We start from the raw sequence: 20,404 nt of genomic DNA, 5'->3' as shown, positions 1-20,404 counted from the left end.
ATTATTTATCCGGTAGCACGTTCGGTGCTATCAGCAATGCCTGACAGGCAGCGAAGGCGCGATCGCCATCGCTCTCATCTATTGCGTCGACAATGGCCTGGTGTAAATCCAGCTTGACCACGTCGTTATAGGTAATAGAGGTAAAGTAGGTCTGGTAAACGGAATGGAAGAGTGACGCGAAGGAGATAAGGAACGGGTTCGCACTCATTTCATAGATGTGTTCATGCCAGGCGATATCAACCTCAATCCAACGCTCGCGTCTGAAGTTTCTTTTCAGCTCGACCATTTCTTCCATTAGCGTGTTGAGATGCGCTTTCTGTTCTGCCGTACCTATAGTCGCCGCCAGTAAACACGCCTGAGGCTCCAGGCTGATACGCATCACCAGAAAATGTTTAATGACCTGAGAGAAATTATCTTCTGTCATCCACCAGGTGAGCAGCTCCTGGTCGAGGAAGTTCCAGTTTGCCTGCGGCATGACGCGTGTACCAATACGCGGGCGCGGTAATACCATACCTTTTGCCGTTAACGTCTTTACCGCTTCTCTTACCGCGGTACGACTTACGCCAAACTGATCGCCCAGCTCTATTTCGCCAGGCAATATAGCGCCCGGTGCGTATTCACCTTTTAATATTCGCTGAGCCAGCTTTTCGGCCAGAACGTAGGACAGGTTTTTCTGTGCGGCTAGCTGTTGGGCATTTAACGGCATGAATGGTTTTCCTTACTTTATTTCCTATTCATTAGTATGCCACCTGGAAGCGTTATTGCGGCTGCAAAAGCGGCAATTTGCTTATTTTATGGCATGTTAATGGTGGTTTTGCTGAAAAAACACGCACTCGGAAAGTTATTTTAAATTTCCCCTTGTCAGCCTGAAATAACTCCCTATAATGCGCCTCCACTGACACGGAACAACGGATTACAAACCGCCGGGTCAGCGGAGAAAAGCGAAAATAAACGCTTGACTCTCCAGCGGGATGGCGTAATATGCACACCCCGCGCCGCTGAGAAAAAGCGAAGCGGCACTGCTCTTTAACAATTTATCAGACAATCTGTGTGGGCACTCGAAGATACGGATTCTTAACGTCGCAAGACGAAAAATGAATACCAAGTCTCTGAGTGAACACGTAATTCATTACGAAGTTTAATTCACGAGCATCAAACTTAAATTGAAGAGTTTGATCATGGCTCAGATTGAACGCTGGCGGCAGGCCTAACACATGCAAGTCGAACGGTAGCACAGAGGAGCTTGCTCCTTGGGTGACGAGTGGCGGACGGGTGAGTAATGTCTGGGAAACTGCCCGATGGAGGGGGATAACTACTGGAAACGGTAGCTAATACCGCATAACGTCGCAAGACCAAAGAGGGGGACCTTCGGGCCTCTTGCCATCGGATGTGCCCAGATGGGATTAGCTAGTAGGTGGGGTAACGGCTCACCTAGGCGACGATCCCTAGCTGGTCTGAGAGGATGACCAGCCACACTGGAACTGAGACACGGTCCAGACTCCTACGGGAGGCAGCAGTGGGGAATATTGCACAATGGGCGCAAGCCTGATGCAGCCATGCCGCGTGTATGAAGAAGGCCTTCGGGTTGTAAAGTACTTTCAGCGAGGAGGAAGGTGTTGTGGTTAATAACCGCAGCAATTGACGTTACTCGCAGAAGAAGCACCGGCTAACTCCGTGCCAGCAGCCGCGGTAATACGGAGGGTGCAAGCGTTAATCGGAATTACTGGGCGTAAAGCGCACGCAGGCGGTCTGTCAAGTCGGATGTGAAATCCCCGGGCTCAACCTGGGAACTGCATCCGAAACTGGCAGGCTAGAGTCTTGTAGAGGGGGGTAGAATTCCAGGTGTAGCGGTGAAATGCGTAGAGATCTGGAGGAATACCGGTGGCGAAGGCGGCCCCCTGGACAAAGACTGACGCTCAGGTGCGAAAGCGTGGGGAGCAAACAGGATTAGATACCCTGGTAGTCCACGCCGTAAACGATGTCGACTTGGAGGTTGTGCCCTTGAGGCGTGGCTTCCGGAGCTAACGCGTTAAGTCGACCGCCTGGGGAGTACGGCCGCAAGGTTAAAACTCAAATGAATTGACGGGGGCCCGCACAAGCGGTGGAGCATGTGGTTTAATTCGATGCAACGCGAAGAACCTTACCTACTCTTGACATCCACGGAACTTGGCAGAGATGCCTTGGTGCCTTCGGGAACCGTGAGACAGGTGCTGCATGGCTGTCGTCAGCTCGTGTTGTGAAATGTTGGGTTAAGTCCCGCAACGAGCGCAACCCTTATCCTTTGTTGCCAGCGGTCCGGCCGGGAACTCAAAGGAGACTGCCAGTGATAAACTGGAGGAAGGTGGGGATGACGTCAAGTCATCATGGCCCTTACGAGTAGGGCTACACACGTGCTACAATGGCATATACAAAGAGAAGCGACCTCGCGAGAGCAAGCGGACCTCATAAAGTATGTCGTAGTCCGGATTGGAGTCTGCAACTCGACTCCATGAAGTCGGAATCGCTAGTAATCGTGGATCAGAATGCCACGGTGAATACGTTCCCGGGCCTTGTACACACCGCCCGTCACACCATGGGAGTGGGTTGCAAAAGAAGTAGGTAGCTTAACCTTCGGGAGGGCGCTTACCACTTTGTGATTCATGACTGGGGTGAAGTCGTAACAAGGTAACCGTAGGGGAACCTGCGGTTGGATCACCTCCTTACCTTAAAGAAACGTTCTTTGTAGTGCTCACACAGATTGTCTGATGAAAAGTAAATAGCAAGGCGTCTTGCGATTGAGACTTCAGTGTCCCCTTCGTCTAGAGGCCCAGGACACCGCCCTTTCACGGCGGTAACAGGGGTTCGAATCCCCTAGGGGACGCCACTTGCTGGTATGTGTGAGTGAAAGTCGCCGACCGAAGTATCTCAAAACAGACTTTCGAGTCTCGTTTGAGATATTTGCTCTTTAAAAATCTGGATCAAGCTGAAAATTGAAACGACACACTGTTTCATTTCTCCGTAAACAAGAAATGAAAAGCGGTGTGTTCGAGTCTCTCAAATTTTCGCAACACTGAAGTGTTTTACGAAACATCTTCGGGTTGTGAGGTTAAGCGACTAAGCGTACACGGTGGATGCCCTGGCAGTCAGAGGCGATGAAGGACGTGCTAATCTGCGATAAGCGTCGGTAAGGTGATATGAACCGTTATAACCGGCGATTTCCGAATGGGGAAACCCAGTGTGATTCGTCACACTATCATTACGTGAATACATAGCGTAATGAAGCGAACCGGGGGAACTGAAACATCTAAGTACCCCGAGGAAAAGAAATCAACCGAGATTCCCCCAGTAGCGGCGAGCGAACGGGGAGCAGCCCAGAGTCTGAATCAGCATGTGTGGTAGTGGAACGGTCTGGAAAGTCCGGCGATACAGGGTGATAGCCCCGTACACAAAAGTGCATGTGTTGTGAACTCGAAGAGTAGGGCGGGACACGTGGTATCCTGTCTGAATATGGGGGGACCATCCTCCAAGGCTAAATACTCCTGACTGACCGATAGTGAACCAGTACCGTGAGGGAAAGGCGAAAAGAACCCCGGCGAGGGGAGTGAAAAAGAACCTGAAACCGTGTACGTACAAGCAGTGGGAGCCTCTTTATGGGGTGACTGCGTACCTTTTGTATAATGGGTCAGCGACTTATATTCTGTAGCAAGGTTAACCGAATAGGGGAGCCGAAGGGAAACCGAGTCTTAACTGGGCGTTAAGTTGCAGGGTATAGACCCGAAACCCGGTGATCTAGCCATGGGCAGGTTGAAGGTTGGGTAACACTAACTGGAGGACCGAACCGACTAATGTTGAAAAATTAGCGGATGACTTGTGGCTGGGGGTGAAAGGCCAATCAAACCGGGAGATAGCTGGTTCTCCCCGAAAGCTATTTAGGTAGCGCCTCGTGAACTCATCTTCGGGGGTAGAGCACTGTTTCGGCTAGGGGGTCATCCCGACTTACCAACCCGATGCAAACTGCGAATACCGAAGAATGTTATCACGGGAGACACACGGCGGGTGCTAACGTCCGTCGTGAAGAGGGAAACAACCCAGACCGCCAGCTAAGGTCCCAAAGTCATGGTTAAGTGGGAAACGATGTGGGAAGGCACAGACAGCCAGGATGTTGGCTTAGAAGCAGCCATCATTTAAAGAAAGCGTAATAGCTCACTGGTCGAGTCGGCCTGCGCGGAAGATGTAACGGGGCTAAACCATGCACCGAAGCTGCGGCAGCGACACTATGTGTTGTTGGGTAGGGGAGCGTTCTGTAAGCCGTTGAAGGTGTGCTGTGAGGCATGCTGGAGGTATCAGAAGTGCGAATGCTGACATAAGTAACGATAATGCGGGTGAAAAACCCGCACGCCGGAAGACCAAGGGTTCCTGTCCAACGTTAATCGGGGCAGGGTGAGTCGACCCCTAAGGCGAGGCCGAAAGGCGTAGTCGATGGGAAACAGGTTAATATTCCTGTACTTGGTGTTACTGCGAGGGGGGGACGGAGAAGGCTATGTTAGCCGGGCGACGGTTGTCCCGGTTTAAGCATGTAGGCGGAGATTCCAGGTAAATCCGGAGTCTTGTTAACGCTGAGGTGTGATGACGAGGCACTACGGTGCTGAAGTAACAAATGCCCTGCTTCCAGGAAAAGCCTCTAAGCATCAGGTAACACAAAATCGTACCCCAAACCGACACAGGTGGTCAGGTAGAGAATACCAAGGCGCTTGAGAGAACTCGGGTGAAGGAACTAGGCAAAATGGTGCCGTAACTTCGGGAGAAGGCACGCTGATATGTAGGTGAAGTGATTTACTCATGGAGCTGAAATCAGTCGAAGATACCAGCTGGCTGCAACTGTTTATTAAAAACACAGCACTGTGCAAACACGAAAGTGGACGTATACGGTGTGACGCCTGCCCGGTGCCGGAAGGTTAATTGATGGGGTTATCCGTAAGGAGAAGCTCTTGATCGAAGCCCCGGTAAACGGCGGCCGTAACTATAACGGTCCTAAGGTAGCGAAATTCCTTGTCGGGTAAGTTCCGACCTGCACGAATGGCGTAATGATGGCCAGGCTGTCTCCACCCGAGACTCAGTGAAATTGAACTCGCTGTGAAGATGCAGTGTACCCGCGGCAAGACGGAAAGACCCCGTGAACCTTTACTATAGCTTGACACTGAACACTGGTCCTTGATGTGTAGGATAGGTGGGAGGCTTTGAAGTGTGGACGCCAGTCTGCATGGAGCCAACCTTGAAATACCACCCTTTAATGGCTGGTGTTCTAACGTAGACCCGTGATCCGGGTTGCGGACAGTGTCTGGTGGGTAGTTTGACTGGGGCGGTCTCCTCCTAAAGAGTAACGGAGGAGCACGAAGGTTAGCTAATCCTGGTCGGACATCAGGAGGTTAGTGCAAAGGCATAAGCTAGCTTGACTGCGAGAGTGACGGCTCGAGCAGGTGCGAAAGCAGGTCTTAGTGATCCGGTGGTTCTGAATGGAAGGGCCATCGCTCAACGGATAAAAGGTACTCCGGGGATAACAGGCTGATACCGCCCAAGAGTTCATATCGACGGCGGTGTTTGGCACCTCGATGTCGGCTCATCACATCCTGGGGCTGAAGTAGGTCCCAAGGGTATGGCTGTTCGCCATTTAAAGTGGTACGCGAGCTGGGTTTAGAACGTCGTGAGACAGTTCGGTCCCTATCTGCCGTGGGCGCTGGAGAATTGAGGGGGGCTGCTCCTAGTACGAGAGGACCGGAGTGGACGCATCACTGGTGTTCGGGTTGTCATGCCAATGGCATTGCCCGGTAGCTAAATGCGGAAGAGATAAGTGCTGAAAGCATCTAAGCACGAAACTTGCCCCGAGATGAGTTCTCCCTGACCCTTTAAGGGTCCTGAAGGAACGTTGAAGACGACGACGTTGATAGGTCGGGTGTGTAAGCGTAGCGATACGTTGAGCTAACCGATACTAATGAACCGTGAGGCTTAACCTTACAACGCCGAAGATGTTTTGGCGGATGAGACATCGAAATTCAGCTTGATTACAGATTACATTGACAGACCCGAGAGGTGTGTTGATAAACAGAATTTGCCTGGCGGCTGTAGCGCGGTGGTCCCACCTGACCCCATGCCGAACTCAGAAGTGAAACGCCGTAGCGCCGATGGTAGTGTGGGGTCTCCCCATGCGAGAGTAGGGAACTGCCAGACATCAAATTGCAGTAAACCGGGATGAATAATCCGGGTAGTGACAAAGAAATTCGGTGGAGCGGTAGTTCAGTTGGTTAGAATACCTGCCTGTCACGCAGGGGGTCGCGGGTTCGAGTCCCGTCCGTTCCGCCACTTATTAGAAAATTAAGCCTGCTACCAAGCAGGCTTAATGATAAGAAAATTTAGGGGCGTAGCTCAGTTGGTAGAGCACCGGTCTCCAAAACCGGGTGTCGCGAGTTCGAGTCTCTCCGCCCCTGCCAGAAATAATCCTTAGCATTTTTGCTAAGGATTTTTTTTATCTGCAATTGAATTGTGCCTTCCTGCTGTTTTACTCCCGGCATCATCCTTGCCTATATTTTCTTTAATTTTCCAGAATATTCGTTCTTAGCAGATCGCAAATTAGTCCATTTTTATCGCTGTTTTGCAGCCAAACTGCATATAAAGGACGTGAAAGCGTTGTACTGTCGGTAACCGTATGGAGATCGCTTTTGGTTTTGGCCCAGTTGACGGGAAGCCAGCTAAAGCCCTTAATCACTGAAAGTTGCTGCCTGGCCAATTCTGCCGAACTGGTGGTGAGTACCGGCACTTCATCTCCCGCTATTAGTCCTGCTTCGTGTTGTTGGAAATCGGGTCCCCATTCCAGGCGTAAATAATTCAGCTCATCTTTGGTTTGCGAAGGAGAGCTGCAATAGAGCGCCAGCGTGAAATATCCCAACAGTTGGCTGCTAAATTCGTCCATTTTGGGTGTTTCGGTAGTAATCAGTAGATCAAGCTGTCGTTCATGAAGCTGTTTTACTAACGATTGGCGTTGAGCGATCCTCGCTTCAAACTGCAGGCTGGATTGTGGCTCCTGAGATTGATACAAACGCTTCAACCAGTCATTAAGCATGCACTCCCAGAGAGATGCGCTGGCACCGATAGAAAACTCGTTATGCCGCGAGGTATTCGCGACTTCCTTACGTGCTGCCTGCCACGTATTCATCAACGTTTCGGCGTAAGGCAATAATTTTTCACCTGCAGCGGTTAAACGGATATTGTTTCTGTGTCGGGTGAACAGGTTTACACCCAATTGATTTTCCAGTTGTCTGATCCGGAAACTAACCGCTGATTGGGTCAGGTAGAGCGCTTCAGCAGCCCTGCCAAAGTGGCGTGTCCGGCTAACTTCCAGGAAAGTTTTTAACAATTCCGTATCCACAACTCGCTCCATAAAATTATTTGTCGTTATGATTTAAATCTTTTGTTTGACGCTCTGTCAAGCGTAACTAATACTCCGCGCCATAAATAGCTCGGCCAAAGAATTAGGAGCGTGCAGGATGGCGGAAAGCTTTACGACGACTAATCGATATTTCGATAATAAATATTATCCCCGCGGATTCTCCCGTCATGGTGATTTCACCATTAAAGAAGCACAACTGCTTGAGCGTCACGGTTATGCTTTCAACGAGCTGGATCTGGGCAAGCGTGAGCCGGTAACTGAAGAAGAAAAACTGTTTGTTGCGGTATGCCGTGGTGAACGTGAGCCGGTTACCGAAGCTGAACGTGTGTGGTCTAAATACATGACGCGTATTAAGCGTCCAAAACGCTTCCACACCTTATCGGGTGGGAAACCTCAGGTGGAAGGCGCAGAAGACTACACCGAATCTGATGATTAATAAAAAAAGGGCGAAAGCCCTTTTTTTATGTCAGTAGTTTCTGCAGATGAATGAGTAACCTGTCTATCGCTCGGTACCCAACGGCCTCCTGTAAATGCTGGCGAGAGATGTGATCACATTGTTCGATATCCGCAATCGTTCGAGCGACCTTAATCAGGCGCAGCCAGGCGCGGATAGACAATCCGAGATGAGCGAGCGTTTCTTCAAGCCACTGTGCATCGTCGCTACGCAGTAGGCAGTATTTATGGATATCCTGACTGTCCAGATGTGCGTTTAACTTATTTTGCCGCTGATACTGACGCTCTCGCGCTGCCATAACACGTTGCTTCACCGTTGCGCTATTTTCCCCTTTCATCGCGCTCTGGCTGAGTATACCGGGCGGCGGTAAGGGAATTTCGAGGGAGAGGTCGAAGCGGTCAAGAAATGGACCTGACAATCGATTTAGGTAGCGCAGTGTCTGTTCTGGGGTACAGCGGTTATGGTTTCCCTGATAATGGCCCGTCGGGCTTGGATTCATCGCAGCTATGAGTTGAAAGCGTGCGGGATAGGTTATTTTTGCTCTGTTGCGGGATAGATGGATCTGCCCGGACTCGATGGGTTCGCGCAGTGCATCCAGCGTGCGCCGCTCAAACTCGGGTAGTTCATCCAGAAACAGTATGCCGTTGTGCGCTAAAGAGATCTCTCCTGGCGCAGGAATAGAGCCTCCACCGACCATGGCGGTTAATGAAGCACTGTGATGTGGCGAGCGAAAAGGGCGTTGCTTCCACTGTTTTTGTATCGTGTCGGAATGGATCAGACTGAGTATCGCGGCACTTTCCAGCGCTTCATCGTTGCTAAGTGGAGGGAGCAGCCCTCTGAGTCGACTGGCTAGCATAGTCTTTCCCGTACCCGGCGGGCCGATGAGCAAGAGGTTGTGGCCGCCTGCTGCGGTAAGCTCCAGCCCGCGTTTACCCTGTTCCTGGCCGATAACATCGCTCAGATCATCAGCTAATGCGTTAGGCGTAAAATCTGCGGATGATGGCCTGTCTAAATCATGCTTACCTTCGAGAAATGCGCATACGGTCTGCAGGTGATCGGCGATCAGGCATCCTTCGCCGTGTATCAGTCCAACTTCAGCGGCATTCTCTTTTGCGACAATAATTCGCCTGCCTGCACGAATGGCCTCGGTTGCGCTTGATATCGCGCCGGGAACGCCGCGTAGCGCGCCTGTAAGCGCTAATTCACCTACCAGCTCGTAGGTGTCGAGATTGTGGGGTGTAAGCTGCTCAGAGGCGGCCAGAAGCGCAACCGCGATAGGTAAATCATATCGCCCCCCTTCTTTCGGGAGATCGGCCGGAGCGAGGTTTATAGTTATCTTCTTTGTCGGGAATTCATAACCGCTATTAATAATCGCACTGCGTACCCGATCGCGAGCCTCTTTCACCGTCGTTTCGGGCAGCCCCACCATGGTTAAACCAGGCAGGCCGTTGCTGATATGTACCTCGATGGTAATGGCTGGCGCATTCACGCCTAGCGCGGCGCGTGTGTGAACAATCGATAGTGACATAATTCCTCCTGATAAAAGTATTATGTCGTAATACATCGCGGCAAGATTTCATATAATTACGGTTTTTAGATGCTGGTTCCCGTATTTTTGCGTAACGTATAACTGCTTGCATTAAGCTTGGAATGACGCCCGCAAATGCTTTTGAATGGTGTTTGTATTGGGGATCGGGTTACCGAGGATCGCTTGAAGCGTGAAATATTTTCATTTTTGATTTTTTTGTATAAAAAACAACGGTATTTATCTAAACCGTTAACGACGTCAGAAAAACGAATAAAAAAATATCTTGTGTCATTTGCAAATTCTATGGTAACTCTTTAGGTATTCCTTCGAACAAGATGCAAGAAAATACAAAAATGACAGCCCTTCTACGAGTGATTAGCCTGGTCGTGATTAGCGTGGTGGTGATTATTATCCCACCGTGCGGGGCTGCACTTGGACGAGGAAAGGCTTAGAAAACAAGCCTTAACGAACTAAGACCCCCGCACCGAAAGGTCCGGGGGTTTTTTTTGACCTTAAAAACATACACGAGGAGCAGAAAGTGAACGGTAGCATAAAATTCTGTTTCTCAAGATTTACGGCGGGGATGTAACTATGAATGGGGCACAGTGGGTGGTACATGCGTTGCGTGCACAAGGGGTTCAAACCGTCTTTGGTTATCCTGGTGGCGCAATTATGCCGGTTTACGATGCGTTGTATGACGGCGGCGTAGAGCACCTGTTGTGCCGACACGAGCAGGGTGCCGCAATGGCGGCGATTGGCTATGCCCGTGCGACCGGTAAAACCGGCGTTTGTATCGCTACTTCCGGCCCTGGCGCAACCAACCTGATCACGGGCCTTGCCGATGCGCTGTTAGATTCTGTTCCAGTGGTGGCGATCACCGGTCAGGTGGCATCACCTTTCATCGGAACGGATGCGTTCCAGGAAGTGGACGTGCTGGGGATGTCTCTGTCCTGCACCAAACACAGCTTCCTGGTACAGTCACTCGAAGAACTGCCGCGTATCATGGCTGAGGCTTTCGCCGTGGCGAATTCCGGTCGTCCGGGTCCGGTTCTGGTTGATATCCCGAAAGACATTCAATTAGCCAGCGGTACGCTGGAGCCATATTTTACGACCGTCGAAAACGTAGAGACGTTTCCGCACGCTGACGTTGAGCAGGCACGTAATATGCTGGCGCAGGCACAAAAACCCATCCTGTACGTAGGTGGTGGCGTAGGTATGGCGCAGGCGGTCCCGGCCCTGCGTGAATTTATCGCGGTAACCCAAATGCCGGTCGCCTGCACGCTGAAAGGTCTGGGCGCAGTAGATGCTGACTACCCGTACTATTTGGGCATGTTGGGAATGCACGGTACTAAAGCCGCGAATTTCGCGGTGCAAGAGTGCGATTTACTGATTGCGGTTGGCGCACGTTTTGATGACCGGGTGACTGGCAAGCTGAATACCTTCGCACCGAACGCCAGCGTAATCCACATGGATATCGACCCAGCGGAAATGAACAAACTGCGCCAGGCACACGTGGCGCTGCAGGGGGATTTAAATTCTCTTCTGCCAGCATTACAGCAATTGATGAAGATTGACGAATGGCGTCAGCACAGCGCTGAACTGCGCGCAGAACATACCTGGCGCTACGACCATCCGGGGGAAGCTATCTATGCGCCACTGTTGTTAAAGCAGTTATCCGATCGCAAACCTGCGGATAGCGTAGTGACAACGGATGTTGGCCAGCATCAGATGTGGTCGGCACAGCATATGACCTACACTCGCCCTGAAAATTTCATCACGTCGAGCGGTCTGGGGACGATGGGCTTTGGCCTGCCAGCAGCGGTTGGCGCGCAGGTTGCTCGCCCGAATGATACGGTAATCTGTATCTCCGGTGACGGTTCCTTCATGATGAATGTACAGGAATTGGGCACCGTAAAACGCAAGCAGTTGCCGCTGAAGATAGTTTTACTCGACAACCAGCGGTTAGGCATGGTGCGACAATGGCAGCAGCTGTTTTTCCAGGAACGTTATAGCGAAACCACCCTTACCGATAACCCCGATTTCCTCATGTTGGCCAGAGCCTTCGGCATTCCTGGTCAACACATCACCCGTAAAGACCAGGTTGAAGCGGCACTCGACACCATGCTGAACAGCGAGGGGCCATACTTGCTTCATGTCTCAATCGACGAACTTGAGAATGTCTGGCCTCTGGTGCCACCTGGCGCCAGTAACTCAGAAATGCTGGAGAAATTATCATGATGCAACATCAGGTCGCCGTTGAGGCTCGTTTCAATCCGGAAACGTTAGAACGTGTTTTACGCGTGGTACGCCATCGTGGTTTTCAGGTGTGCTCCATGAATATGGAAGCCGCCAGCGATGCGCAGAATATAAATATCGAATTGACCGTTGCCAGCCCCCGGTCGGTCGACTTACTGTTTAGTCAGTTAAGTAAACTGGTAGATGTTGCACATGTTGCTATCTGCCAGAGCACAACCACATCACAACAAATCCGCGCCTGAGCGCAAAAGGAAGAAAAATGACGACGAAAAAAGCTGATTACATTTGGTCTAATGGCGAGATGATTCGTTGGGAAGACGCGAAGGTCCACGTGATGTCCCACGCGCTGCACTACGGAACTTCTGTATTTGAAGGGATCCGTTGCTACGATTCTCACAAAGGGCCGGTAGTGTTCCGTCATCGCGAACATATGCAGCGTCTGCGTGATTCAGCCAAGATCTATCGTTTTCCCGTTTCTCAGAGCGTTGATGAGCTGATGGAAGCTTGCCGTGAGGTGATTCGTAAAAACAACCTGACCAGCGCCTATATCCGTCCGCTGGTGTTTGTTGGCGACGTAGGGATGGGCGTTAACCCGCCTGCGGGATACACCACTGATGTGATAATCGCCGCGTTCCCATGGGGGGCTTACCTCGGTGCTGAAGCGCTGGAGCAGGGGATCGACGCGATGGTTTCTTCCTGGAACCGCGTTGCGCCGAACACGATTCCTACCGCTGCTAAAGCAGGTGGTAACTATCTGTCTTCGCTGCTGGTGGGTAGTGAAGCGCGTCGTCATGGCTACCAGGAAGGCATTGCGCTGGATGTGAATGGCTACATCTCCGAAGGCGCGGGCGAAAACCTGTTTGAAGTAAAAGACGGCATTCTGTTTACCCCGCCGTTTACCTCTTCCGCGCTGCCGGGTATCACCCGTGACGCGATCATTAAGTTGGCGAAAGATCTCGATATCGAAGTGCGTGAGCAGGTGCTGTCTCGTGAATCGCTGTACCTGGCCGACGAAGTGTTCATGTCCGGTACCGCGGCCGAAATCACCCCAGTACGCAGCGTCGATGGTATTCAGGTGGGCGAAGGCCGCTGCGGTCCGGTCACCAAACGCATCCAGCAGGCCTTCTTTGGCCTCTTCACCGGTGAAACGGAAGATAAATACGGCTGGTTGGATTCAGTAAACCAATAACAAAATTAATATTTCCCCAAAATAGTTCACGTTGCAGGAAGATGGCAACGCAGCGAGCCCCAGGAGCTTACTTTAGTAGGTGACTGGGGGGAGCGAGGCAGCCCTCAGCTGCGGCGTGAAATATGCAGGGGAAAGACAGACGGGAGTTAATCAAGCATGCCTAAGTATCGTTCTGCTACCACCACCCACGGCCGCAATATGGCGGGTGCCCGCGCACTGTGGCGCGCCACCGGGATGACCGATGATGACTTCGGTAAACCGATTATCGCTGTGGTGAACTCCTTTACCCAGTTTGTGCCGGGCCACGTCCACCTGCGCGATCTCGGTAAGCTGGTTGCCGAACAAATCGAAGCCTCAGGCGGCGTGGCGAAAGAGTTCAACACCATTGCCGTGGATGATGGTATCGCCATGGGTCATGGCGGCATGCTTTATTCACTGCCGTCGCGTGAGCTGATCGCCGATTCAGTGGAATATATGGTTAACGCCCACTGCGCCGATGCGATGGTCTGCATCTCTAACTGCGATAAAATCACCCCCGGGATGTTAATGGCCTCTCTGCGGCTAAACATTCCGGTGATATTTGTTTCCGGCGGCCCAATGGAAGCCGGGAAAACCAAGCTCTCTGACCAAATCATCAAGCTTGATCTGGTTGATGCGATGATTCAGGGCGCAGACCCGAAAGTCTCCGACTCGCAGAGCGAGCAGGTTGAACGTTCGGCCTGTCCGACCTGCGGCTCGTGCTCCGGGATGTTCACCGCCAACTCGATGAACTGTCTGACCGAAGCGCTGGGTCTGTCGCAGCCGGGTAACGGTTCGCTGTTGGCGACTCATGCCGACCGTAAAGAGCTGTTTCTCAACGCAGGTAAACGCATCGTTGAGCTGACCAAACGCTACTACGAGCAGGATGACGCTTCAGCCCTGCCGCGCAACATTGCCAGCAAGGCGGCGTTTGAGAACGCCATGACGCTGGATATCGCGATGGGCGGCTCCACCAACACCGTTCTGCACCTGCTGGCGGCCGCGCAGGAAGCGGAAATCGACTTCACCATGAGTGATATTGATAAGTTGTCCCGCAAAGTCCCGCAGCTGTGTAAAGTTGCGCCGAGTACGCAGAAATACCATATGGAAGACGTGCACCGCGCGGGCGGCGTACTGGGCATTTTAGGCGAGCTGGATCGCGCCGGTCTACTGAACCGCGACGTGAAAAACGTGCTGGGACTGACTCTGCCTCAAACGCTCGATAGTTATGACGTTATGCTGACCAAAGACGACGCGGTGAAAAAAATGTTCCGCGCAGGTCCGGCTGGCATCCGTACCACCCAGGCGTTCTCGCAGGATTGTCGTTGGGACACCCTGGATGATGACCGCGCAGAAGGTTGCATTCGCTCGTTGGAACATGCTTACAGCAAAGACGGCGGCCTGGCAGTCCTGTACGGTAACTTCGCGGAAAACGGCTGTATCGTAAAAACCGCTGGTGTGGATGACAGCATCCTGAAATTCACCGGCCCGGCAAAAGTGTATGAAAGCCAGGACGATGCGGTTGAAGCTATCCTCGGCGGTAAAGTGGTTGCCGGCGACGTGGTGGTGATTCGCTACGAAGGGCCGAAGGGCGGGCCAGGCATGCAGGAAATGCTCTACCCAACCACCTTCCTGAAATCGATGGGTCTCGGTAAGGCCTGCGCGCTGATTACCGACGGTCGTTTCTCTGGCGGTACTTCGGGGCTTTCCATTGGTCACGTTTCTCCTGAAGCGGCCAGCGGCGGTAATATCGCAATTATCGAAGATGGCGACATGATTGCTATCGATATCCCGAATCGTGGCATTCAACTGCAACTGAGCGATGCGGAAATCGCTGCGCGCCGTGAAGCGCAAGAAGCTCGTGGTGACAAAGCCTGGACGCCAAAAGATCGTCAGCGTCAGGTCTCCTTTGCGCTGCGCGCTTACGCCAGCCTGGCAACCAGCGCCGACAAAGGTGCGGTGCGCGATAAGTCGAAACTAGGGGGATAATGACCATGGCGGATTCTCAACCCCTCTCCGGCGCTCCAGAAGGCGCCGAGTATCTCAGAGCAGTGCTGCGTGCGCCGGTATACGAAGCGGCGCAGGTCACACCGCTACAAAAAATGGAAAAACTCTCTTCGCGCCTCGATAACGTGATTCTGGTGAAGCGCGAAGACCGTCAACCCGTTCACAGCTTCAAGCTGCGCGGTGCTTATGCCATGATGGCCGGTCTGACCGAAGAGCAAAAAGCGCATGGCGTAATCACCGCATCGGCGGGTAATCATGCTCAGGGGGTAGCTTTCTCTTCTGCGCGATTAGGCGTGAAGGCGCTGATTGTCATGCCTACGGCTACCGCCGATATCAAAGTCGATGCCGTTCGCGGTTTCGGTGGTGAAGTACTGTTACACGGCGCGAATTTTGATGAAGCCAAAGCCAAAGCGATTGAGCTGTCGCAGCAGCAGGGTTTTACCTGGGTTCCTCCGTTCGACCATCCGATGGTGATTGCCGGGCAGGGCACGCTGGCACTGGAGTTATTGCAGCAGGATGCCCACCTTGATCGTGTATTCGTGCCGGTGGGCGGTGGCGGATTAGCGGCAGGCGTGGCGGTGCTGATCAAGCAGTTGATGCCGCAGATCAAAGTGATTGCCGTTGAAGCTGAAGACTCAGCCTGCCTGAAAGCGGCGCTGGATGCCGGTCAACCGGTCGATCTTCCGCGTGTTGGCCTCTTTGCTGAAGGCGTGGCGGTGAAACGTATCGGCGACGAAACCTTCCGTTTGTGCCAGGAGTATCTCGACGACATCATCACTGTCGATAGCGACGCTATCTGTGCGGCAATGAAAGATCTGTTCGAGGATGTGCGCGCGGTGGCGGAACCATCCGGTGCGCTGGCGCTGGCGGGGATGAAAAAGTACATTGCCCAGCACAACATTCGCGGCGAACGTCTGGCGCATATCCTTTCCGGCGCTAACGTTAACTTCCATGGCCTACGCTATGTTTCCGAACGTTGCGAGCTGGGCGAACAGCGCGAAGCGTTGCTGGCAGTAACTATTCCGGAAGAAAAGGGCAGCTTCCTGAAGTTTTGCCAGCTGTTGGGAGGACGCTCGGTTACCGAGTTTAACTACCGATTTGCTGATGCGAAAGACGCCTGTATTTTTGTTGGCGTCCGTCTGAGCCGTGGGCTGGAAGAGCGTAAGGAAATCCTCCAGTTGCTTAACGAGGGTGGCTACAGCGTGGTGGATTTGTCCGACGACGAAATGGCGAAGCTGCACGTGCGCTACATGGTCGGTGGGCGCCCGTCGAAACCCTTGCAGGAGCGGCTGTACAGCTTCGAATTCCCGGAATCTCCGGGGGCGTTGCTCAAATTCCTGCATACCCTGGGGACGCACTGGAATATTTCGTTGTTCCACTATCGTAGTCACGGAACCGATTATGGTCGCGTACTGGCGGCGTTTGAGTTGGGTGAGCACGAGCCTGATTTCGAAACGCGACTGAACGAACTGGGTTATGACTGTCATGATGAAACGCATAACCCGGCGTTCAGGTTCTTCCTGGCGGGTTAGCGGTAGCCATTAAAAAAGGGTTCATGTAAAAACATGAACCCTTTTTGCAACTGTATCAGCAGATTACAGCGTGATGACTTCGAATTCGACTTCGGTGTTTACATCCGCATCGTAATCCACTTCGTCGAGACCAAAACCGAACAGATTCAGGAATTCCTGCTTATATCCTGCATAGTCCGTTTTTTGCGCCAGGTTTTCGGTGGTGATCAGCGGCCACAGATCGCGGCATGCCTGCTGAATGTCTTCACGCAGTTCCCAGTCATCCATACGGATACGCTGGTTGTCATCAAGCGCCACTTTATCGCCGTACAGGCTGGTGGTCATCAGACGGTTGATCTGCTCGATGCAGCCTTCATGAATGCCCTGTTCTTTCATCAGCTTGAAGACCATGGAGATGTACAGCGGCATCACCGGAATCGCAGAAGAGGCCTGCGTGATAACGGATTTCAGTACAGCAACGTTAGCGGAACCGTTCAGCGGAGCCAGTTGATTACGCAGCGCGCCTGCCGCGCGGTCGAGATCTTCTTTTGCTTTGCCCAGCGCGCCGTGCCAGTAGATTGGCCAGGTCAGGTCAGTACCGATGTAGGAGTAGGCAACGGTTTTCACGCCGTCAGCCAGCACGCCTGCTTCGCTCAGCGCGCCCATCCACAGTTCCCAGTCTTCGCCGCCCATAACGGTGACAGTGTTCTGAACTTCTTCTTCGGTTGCCGGTTCAATGCTGGCGGTTATGATCTGATCTTTGTTGGTATCGATCGCTTTAGAGGTATAAACCTCACCGATTGGCTTCAGCGCAGAACGGACGATTTCACCGGTTTTCGGCATTTTACGTACCGGAGATGCCAGTGAATAAACCACCAGGTCAATCTGACCCAGGTCTTCTTTGATCAGTTTGATAACTTCGTCGCGACACTCGTCGGAGAACGCGTCGCCGTTGATGCTTTTGGAATACAGACCTTCACGTTTTGCGGCCTCATCGAAGGCTGCAGAGTTATACCAGCCCGCGGAACCTGGCTTGGTTTCCGTGCCTGGTTTTTCGAAAAATACGCCGATAGTGGCGGCTCCGCTGCCAAACGCGGCGGAAATTCTGGAAGCAAGGCCGTAACCGGTGGAAGCACCGATGACCAGCACGCGGGAAGGGCCGTTAGCGATTTTCCCGTTTTTCTTCACATAATCGATCTGTTTTTCCACATTGACTTTGCAGCCAGTCGGATGGGTCGTTGTACAGATGAATCCACGAATTTTTGGTTTGATTATCATAATGATGGCTAATTAAGTTTGTATTTTCGCTGTCAAGTGCGCAATGACACCGTCTGTTCTGGCTTGCTAAACGTGATGGTTAACAAGCCCCCCACATCTATTATGGCACGGGACATTATACAGAAAAGGAGCGCCAATACTGAATCTACCACTGATTTTAGGCCTGACGCTGGCGCTACTCGGCGGATTTACGCTCCAGAACAATCTTCCAGAACGCGTCGATCAGCGGCTCATGCAGCCGTTTTTTCGGTGCGCAGACGCCCAGCTCGAACGGCGTTTTTTCGTCGCTGCGTTCTAAAATCATCACGCGATTCCGTACCGGCTCCGGGCTGTTTTCCAGCACCACTTCCGGCAGCAGCGCCACACCGCAGCCCAGCGCCACCATCGAGACCATCGCTTCGTGCCCCCCGACCGTGGCGTAAATCGATGGGTTGCTGATTTTGTGACGGCGGAACCACAGTTCGATGCGGCGGCGTACCGGCCCCTGGTCGGCCATGATAAACGGCACCGTCGACCAGTCCGGCTTATCGACCGAAACCTGATTCCGTACCGGGCAAGGCAATGCTGGTGCGATCAACACTACCGTTAAATTCTCCAGCATCGAGAATGCCACAGCACCGGGCAGCGTCTCTGGCTTACCCGCTATTGCCAGATCGGCCTCTCCGGTGACCACTTTGTCCATCGCATCAGCGGCATCGCCGGTGGTGAGCTTAATTTCAACCGAGGGGTGCTCGGCGCGAAAGCGGTCGAGAATTGGCGGCAGGTGGCTGTAGGCGGCGGTAACCGAGCAGAAGATATGCAGCTCGCCCGACAACGACGGTCCCTGCTGATCGAGGGTGTGGCGCAATTGTTGATACTGCAACAGCGTCTGCTGGGCAAACACTCGCAGCTCTTCGCCTGCTTCGGTCAGCGTGACCGTACGGTTATCGCGCACAAACAGCGCCTGGCCGAGATCTTCTTCCAGCCGTTGGATCTGGCGTGAGAGTGTGGAGGGGCTGACGTGCATCGCCCGCGCACTGCGGCCAAAGTGGCGGCTTTCCGCCAGATGCAGGAACATTTTCAGATCGCGTAAATCCACGGACGAGCCTCCGATTTTCTACGTTGCAGATATTGCAATGTGATGTTGTGAATATATCAATTTCCGCAATAATTTTCCTGTTGTAATGTGGGTTCATTCTCGCTGAAACGCGAACCGAACAATAAGACAGTACAACATCACGAGGTATCACCATGGCTAACTACTTTAATACACTGAACCTGCGCCAGCAGCTGGCGCAGCTGGGCAAATGTCGCTTTATGGGTCGCGACGAATTCGCCGATGGCGCAAGCTACCTTCAGGGTAAAAAAGTGGTCATCGTCGGGTGCGGTGCTCAGGGGCTTAACCAAGGCCTGAACATGCGCGACTCCGGTCTGGATATCTCCTACGCCCTGCGTAAAGAAGCGATTGCTGAGAAGCGCGCTTCCTGGCGCAAAGCGACCGAAAATGGCTTCAAAGTAGGTACCTACGAAGAGCTGATCCCGCAGGCAGATCTGGTGGTTAACCTGACCCCGGACAAACAGCACTCCGACGTTGTACGTTCCGTACAGCCGCTGATGAAAGATGGCGCGGCGCTGGGCTACTCCCACGGTTTCAACATCGTCGAAGTGGGCGAGCAGATCCGTAAAGATATCACTGTGGTGATGGTTGCGCCGAAGTGTCCGGGTACCGAAGTGCGTGAAGAGTACAAACGTGGTTTTGGTGTTCCAACCCTGATCGCCGTTCACCCGGAAAACGATCCGAAAGGCGAAGGCATGGCGATTGCCAAAGCATGGGCTGCGGCCACTGGCGGTCACCGTGCAGGCGTGCTGGAATCGTCCTTCGTTGCGGAAGTGAAATCTGACCTGATGGGCGAGCAGACAATTCTGTGCGGTATGCTGCAGGCAGGCTCTCTGCTGTGCTTCGACAAGCTGGTGGAAGAAGGTACTGACCCGGCTTACGCCGAAAAACTGATTCAGTTCGGCTGGGAAACCATCACCGAAGCGCTGAAGCAGGGCGGTATCACCCTGATGATGGATCGTCTGTCTAACCCAGCGAAACTGCGTGCTTATGCGCTGTCCGAACAGCTGAAAGAGATCATGGCGCCATTGTTCCAGAAACACATGGATGACATCATCTCCGGCGAATTCTCTTCAGGCATGATGGCTGACTGGGCCAACGACGATAAGAAACTGCTGACCTGGCGTGAAGAGACCGGCAAAACCGCGTTCGAAACCGCGCCGCAGTTTGAAGGAAAAATTGGCGAGCAGGAGTACTTCGATAAAGGCGTGCTGATGATCGCAATGGTGAAAGCTGGCGTTGAGCTGGCGTTTGAAACCATGGTGGATTCCGGCATCATCGAAGAGTCTGCTTACTACGAATCACTGCACGAACTGCCGCTGATCGCGAACACCATCGCCCGTAAGCGCTTGTACGAAATGAACGTTGTCATTTCCGATACCGCAGAATACGGTAACTACCTGTTCTCTTACGCGTGCGTACCGCTGCTGAAAGAGTTCATGGCCACCCTGCAAACCGGAGATCTGGGCAAAGCGATTGCCGAAGGTGCGGTAGACAACGCGCAGCTGCGCGACGTGAACGATGCTATTCGCGGCCATGCTATCGAGAAAGTGGGCCAGAAACTGCGTGGCTATATGACTGATATGAAACGTATTGCTGTAGCTGGCTAAGAGGCCGCCTTTCGGCAAAAAAAGCCCGGTGTTTTAA

Annotated in this window: 13 protein-coding genes, 3 tRNA genes and 3 rRNA genes; 14 read left to right on the top strand and 5 right to left on the bottom strand. The window is 52.8% G+C overall.

Going from position 1 to position 20,404, the window contains the following annotated elements; all coding sequences use genetic code 11:
* Position 1: 1 nt before the first annotated feature.
* The gene (locus HV243_RS24465; protein WP_016157828.1) at positions 2–706 is read right to left on the bottom strand and encodes a FadR/GntR family transcriptional regulator; all 705 of its coding nucleotides are present in this window, start codon (positions 704–706) and stop codon (positions 2–4) included.
* A gap of 454 nt (positions 707–1,160) precedes the next feature.
* Between HV243_RS24465 and HV243_RS24460 the strand changes: the two genes are divergently transcribed.
* The 6 genes from HV243_RS24460 (at position 1,161) to HV243_RS24435 (ending at position 6,464) form a co-directional block, all read left to right on the top strand.
* A 16S ribosomal RNA gene (locus HV243_RS24460) occupies positions 1,161–2,702 on the top strand.
* A gap of 85 nt (positions 2,703–2,787) precedes the next feature.
* Positions 2,788–2,863: transfer RNA gene (locus HV243_RS24455), tRNA-Glu, on the top strand.
* A gap of 220 nt (positions 2,864–3,083) precedes the next feature.
* Positions 3,084–5,990 (top strand): 23S ribosomal RNA (locus HV243_RS24450).
* Positions 5,991–6,088: 98 nt separating this feature from the next.
* Positions 6,089–6,204: ribosomal RNA gene (rrf, locus tag HV243_RS24445) — 5S ribosomal RNA — on the top strand.
* Together the 16S, 23S and 5S rRNA genes with 3 tRNA genes alongside form the textbook arrangement of a ribosomal RNA operon.
* A 55-nt stretch (positions 6,205–6,259) precedes the next feature.
* Positions 6,260–6,336 (top strand) — tRNA-Asp (locus tag HV243_RS24440).
* Positions 6,337–6,388: 52 nt separating this feature from the next.
* A tRNA-Trp gene (locus tag HV243_RS24435) sits at positions 6,389–6,464 on the top strand.
* Between the two features lie 101 nt (positions 6,465–6,565).
* Here the strand turns inward: HV243_RS24435 and hdfR are convergent.
* Positions 6,566–7,411 (bottom strand): HTH-type transcriptional regulator HdfR, encoded by an 846-nt coding sequence (gene hdfR, locus HV243_RS24430; RefSeq protein WP_094761725.1) that lies wholly within the window; start codon positions 7,409–7,411, stop codon positions 6,566–6,568.
* Between the two features lie 106 nt (positions 7,412–7,517).
* Here hdfR and maoP point away from each other — a divergent pair, with 106 nt between their 5' ends.
* Positions 7,518–7,856 (top strand): macrodomain Ori organization protein MaoP, encoded by a 339-nt coding sequence (gene maoP, locus HV243_RS24425; RefSeq protein WP_003018025.1) that lies wholly within the window; start codon positions 7,518–7,520, stop codon positions 7,854–7,856.
* A 25-nt stretch (positions 7,857–7,881) separates the two neighbouring features.
* Here maoP and HV243_RS24420 read toward each other — a convergent pair whose 3' ends face one another.
* Positions 7,882–9,402 (bottom strand): YifB family Mg chelatase-like AAA ATPase, encoded by a 1,521-nt coding sequence (locus HV243_RS24420; RefSeq protein WP_053389654.1) that lies wholly within the window; start codon positions 9,400–9,402, stop codon positions 7,882–7,884.
* A 353-nt stretch (positions 9,403–9,755) separates the two neighbouring features.
* Here HV243_RS24420 and ilvL point away from each other — a divergent pair, with 353 nt between their 5' ends.
* From ilvL to ilvA, 6 genes are all read left to right on the top strand, one after another.
* Positions 9,756–9,854, top strand: coding sequence for an ilv operon leader peptide (gene ilvL / locus HV243_RS24415; protein ID WP_001311244.1), 99 nt, complete (start codon positions 9,756–9,758; stop codon positions 9,852–9,854).
* A gap of 139 nt (positions 9,855–9,993) precedes the next feature.
* The gene (gene ilvG / locus HV243_RS24410) at positions 9,994–11,640 is read left to right on the top strand and encodes an acetolactate synthase 2 catalytic subunit (protein ID WP_047499578.1); all 1,647 of its coding nucleotides are present in this window, start codon (positions 9,994–9,996) and stop codon (positions 11,638–11,640) included.
* Positions 11,637–11,900: an acetolactate synthase 2 small subunit gene (gene ilvM / locus HV243_RS24405; protein ID WP_003018017.1), complete on the top strand. Its 264-nt coding sequence runs from the start codon at positions 11,637–11,639 to the stop codon at positions 11,898–11,900. Before ilvG ends, ilvM begins: the two co-directional genes overlap by 4 nt.
* A gap of 17 nt (positions 11,901–11,917) precedes the next feature.
* Positions 11,918–12,847, top strand: a complete 930-nt coding sequence (locus HV243_RS24400) for a branched-chain amino acid transaminase (protein WP_003829030.1) — start codon at positions 11,918–11,920, stop codon at positions 12,845–12,847.
* 156 nt (positions 12,848–13,003) lie between these two features.
* Positions 13,004–14,854, top strand: coding sequence for a dihydroxy-acid dehydratase (gene ilvD / locus HV243_RS24395; RefSeq protein WP_016157832.1), 1,851 nt, complete (start codon positions 13,004–13,006; stop codon positions 14,852–14,854).
* Positions 14,855–14,859: 5 nt separating this feature from the next.
* Positions 14,860–16,404 carry a threonine ammonia-lyase, biosynthetic gene (ilvA, locus tag HV243_RS24390; protein ID WP_016157833.1) on the top strand — a complete coding sequence of 515 codons (1,545 nt, stop codon included), beginning with the start codon at positions 14,860–14,862 and terminating at the stop codon, positions 16,402–16,404.
* A 63-nt stretch (positions 16,405–16,467) separates the two neighbouring features.
* On the opposite strand, the gene fabV is transcribed toward ilvA, so the two are convergent.
* Both fabV and ilvY read right to left on the bottom strand, forming a co-directional pair.
* Positions 16,468–17,661, bottom strand: a complete 1,194-nt coding sequence (gene fabV / locus HV243_RS24385; protein ID WP_016155101.1) for an enoyl-ACP reductase FabV — start codon at positions 17,659–17,661, stop codon at positions 16,468–16,470.
* A 175-nt stretch (positions 17,662–17,836) separates the two neighbouring features.
* Positions 17,837–18,739, bottom strand: a complete 903-nt coding sequence (ilvY, locus tag HV243_RS24380) for an HTH-type transcriptional activator IlvY (protein WP_016155102.1) — start codon at positions 18,737–18,739, stop codon at positions 17,837–17,839.
* A gap of 152 nt (positions 18,740–18,891) precedes the next feature.
* Here ilvY and ilvC point away from each other — a divergent pair, with 152 nt between their 5' ends.
* Positions 18,892–20,367: a ketol-acid reductoisomerase gene (gene ilvC, locus HV243_RS24375; RefSeq protein ID WP_047358762.1), complete on the top strand. Its 1,476-nt coding sequence runs from the start codon at positions 18,892–18,894 to the stop codon at positions 20,365–20,367.
* Positions 20,368–20,404 lie beyond the last annotated feature (37 nt).

The sequence above is a fragment of the Citrobacter sp. RHBSTW-00599 genome (genome assembly GCF_013784065.1).
Taxonomy (GTDB): domain Bacteria; phylum Pseudomonadota; class Gammaproteobacteria; order Enterobacterales; family Enterobacteriaceae; genus Citrobacter; species Citrobacter braakii.
This window is presented reverse-complemented; position numbering and strand designations above follow the sequence as displayed.

Coding starts and splice junctions, on each gene's coding strand:
- HV243_RS24465 (WP_016157828.1), bottom strand. CDS start 706: ATGCCGTTAAATGCCCAACAGCTAGCCGCACAGAAAAACCTGTCCTAC.
- hdfR (WP_094761725.1), bottom strand. CDS start 7,411: ATGGAGCGAGTTGTGGATACGGAATTGTTAAAAACTTTCCTGGAAGTT.
- maoP (WP_003018025.1), top strand. CDS start 7,518: ATGGCGGAAAGCTTTACGACGACTAATCGATATTTCGATAATAAATAT.
- HV243_RS24420 (WP_053389654.1), bottom strand. CDS start 9,402: ATGTCACTATCGATTGTTCACACACGCGCCGCGCTAGGCGTGAATGCG.
- ilvL (WP_001311244.1), top strand. CDS start 9,756: ATGACAGCCCTTCTACGAGTGATTAGCCTGGTCGTGATTAGCGTGGTG.
- ilvG (WP_047499578.1), top strand. CDS start 9,994: ATGAATGGGGCACAGTGGGTGGTACATGCGTTGCGTGCACAAGGGGTT.
- ilvM (WP_003018017.1), top strand. CDS start 11,637: ATGATGCAACATCAGGTCGCCGTTGAGGCTCGTTTCAATCCGGAAACG.
- HV243_RS24400 (WP_003829030.1), top strand. CDS start 11,918: ATGACGACGAAAAAAGCTGATTACATTTGGTCTAATGGCGAGATGATT.
- ilvD (WP_016157832.1), top strand. CDS start 13,004: ATGCCTAAGTATCGTTCTGCTACCACCACCCACGGCCGCAATATGGCG.
- ilvA (WP_016157833.1), top strand. CDS start 14,860: ATGGCGGATTCTCAACCCCTCTCCGGCGCTCCAGAAGGCGCCGAGTAT.
- fabV (WP_016155101.1), bottom strand. CDS start 17,661: ATGATAATCAAACCAAAAATTCGTGGATTCATCTGTACAACGACCCAT.
- ilvC (WP_047358762.1), top strand. CDS start 18,892: ATGGCTAACTACTTTAATACACTGAACCTGCGCCAGCAGCTGGCGCAG.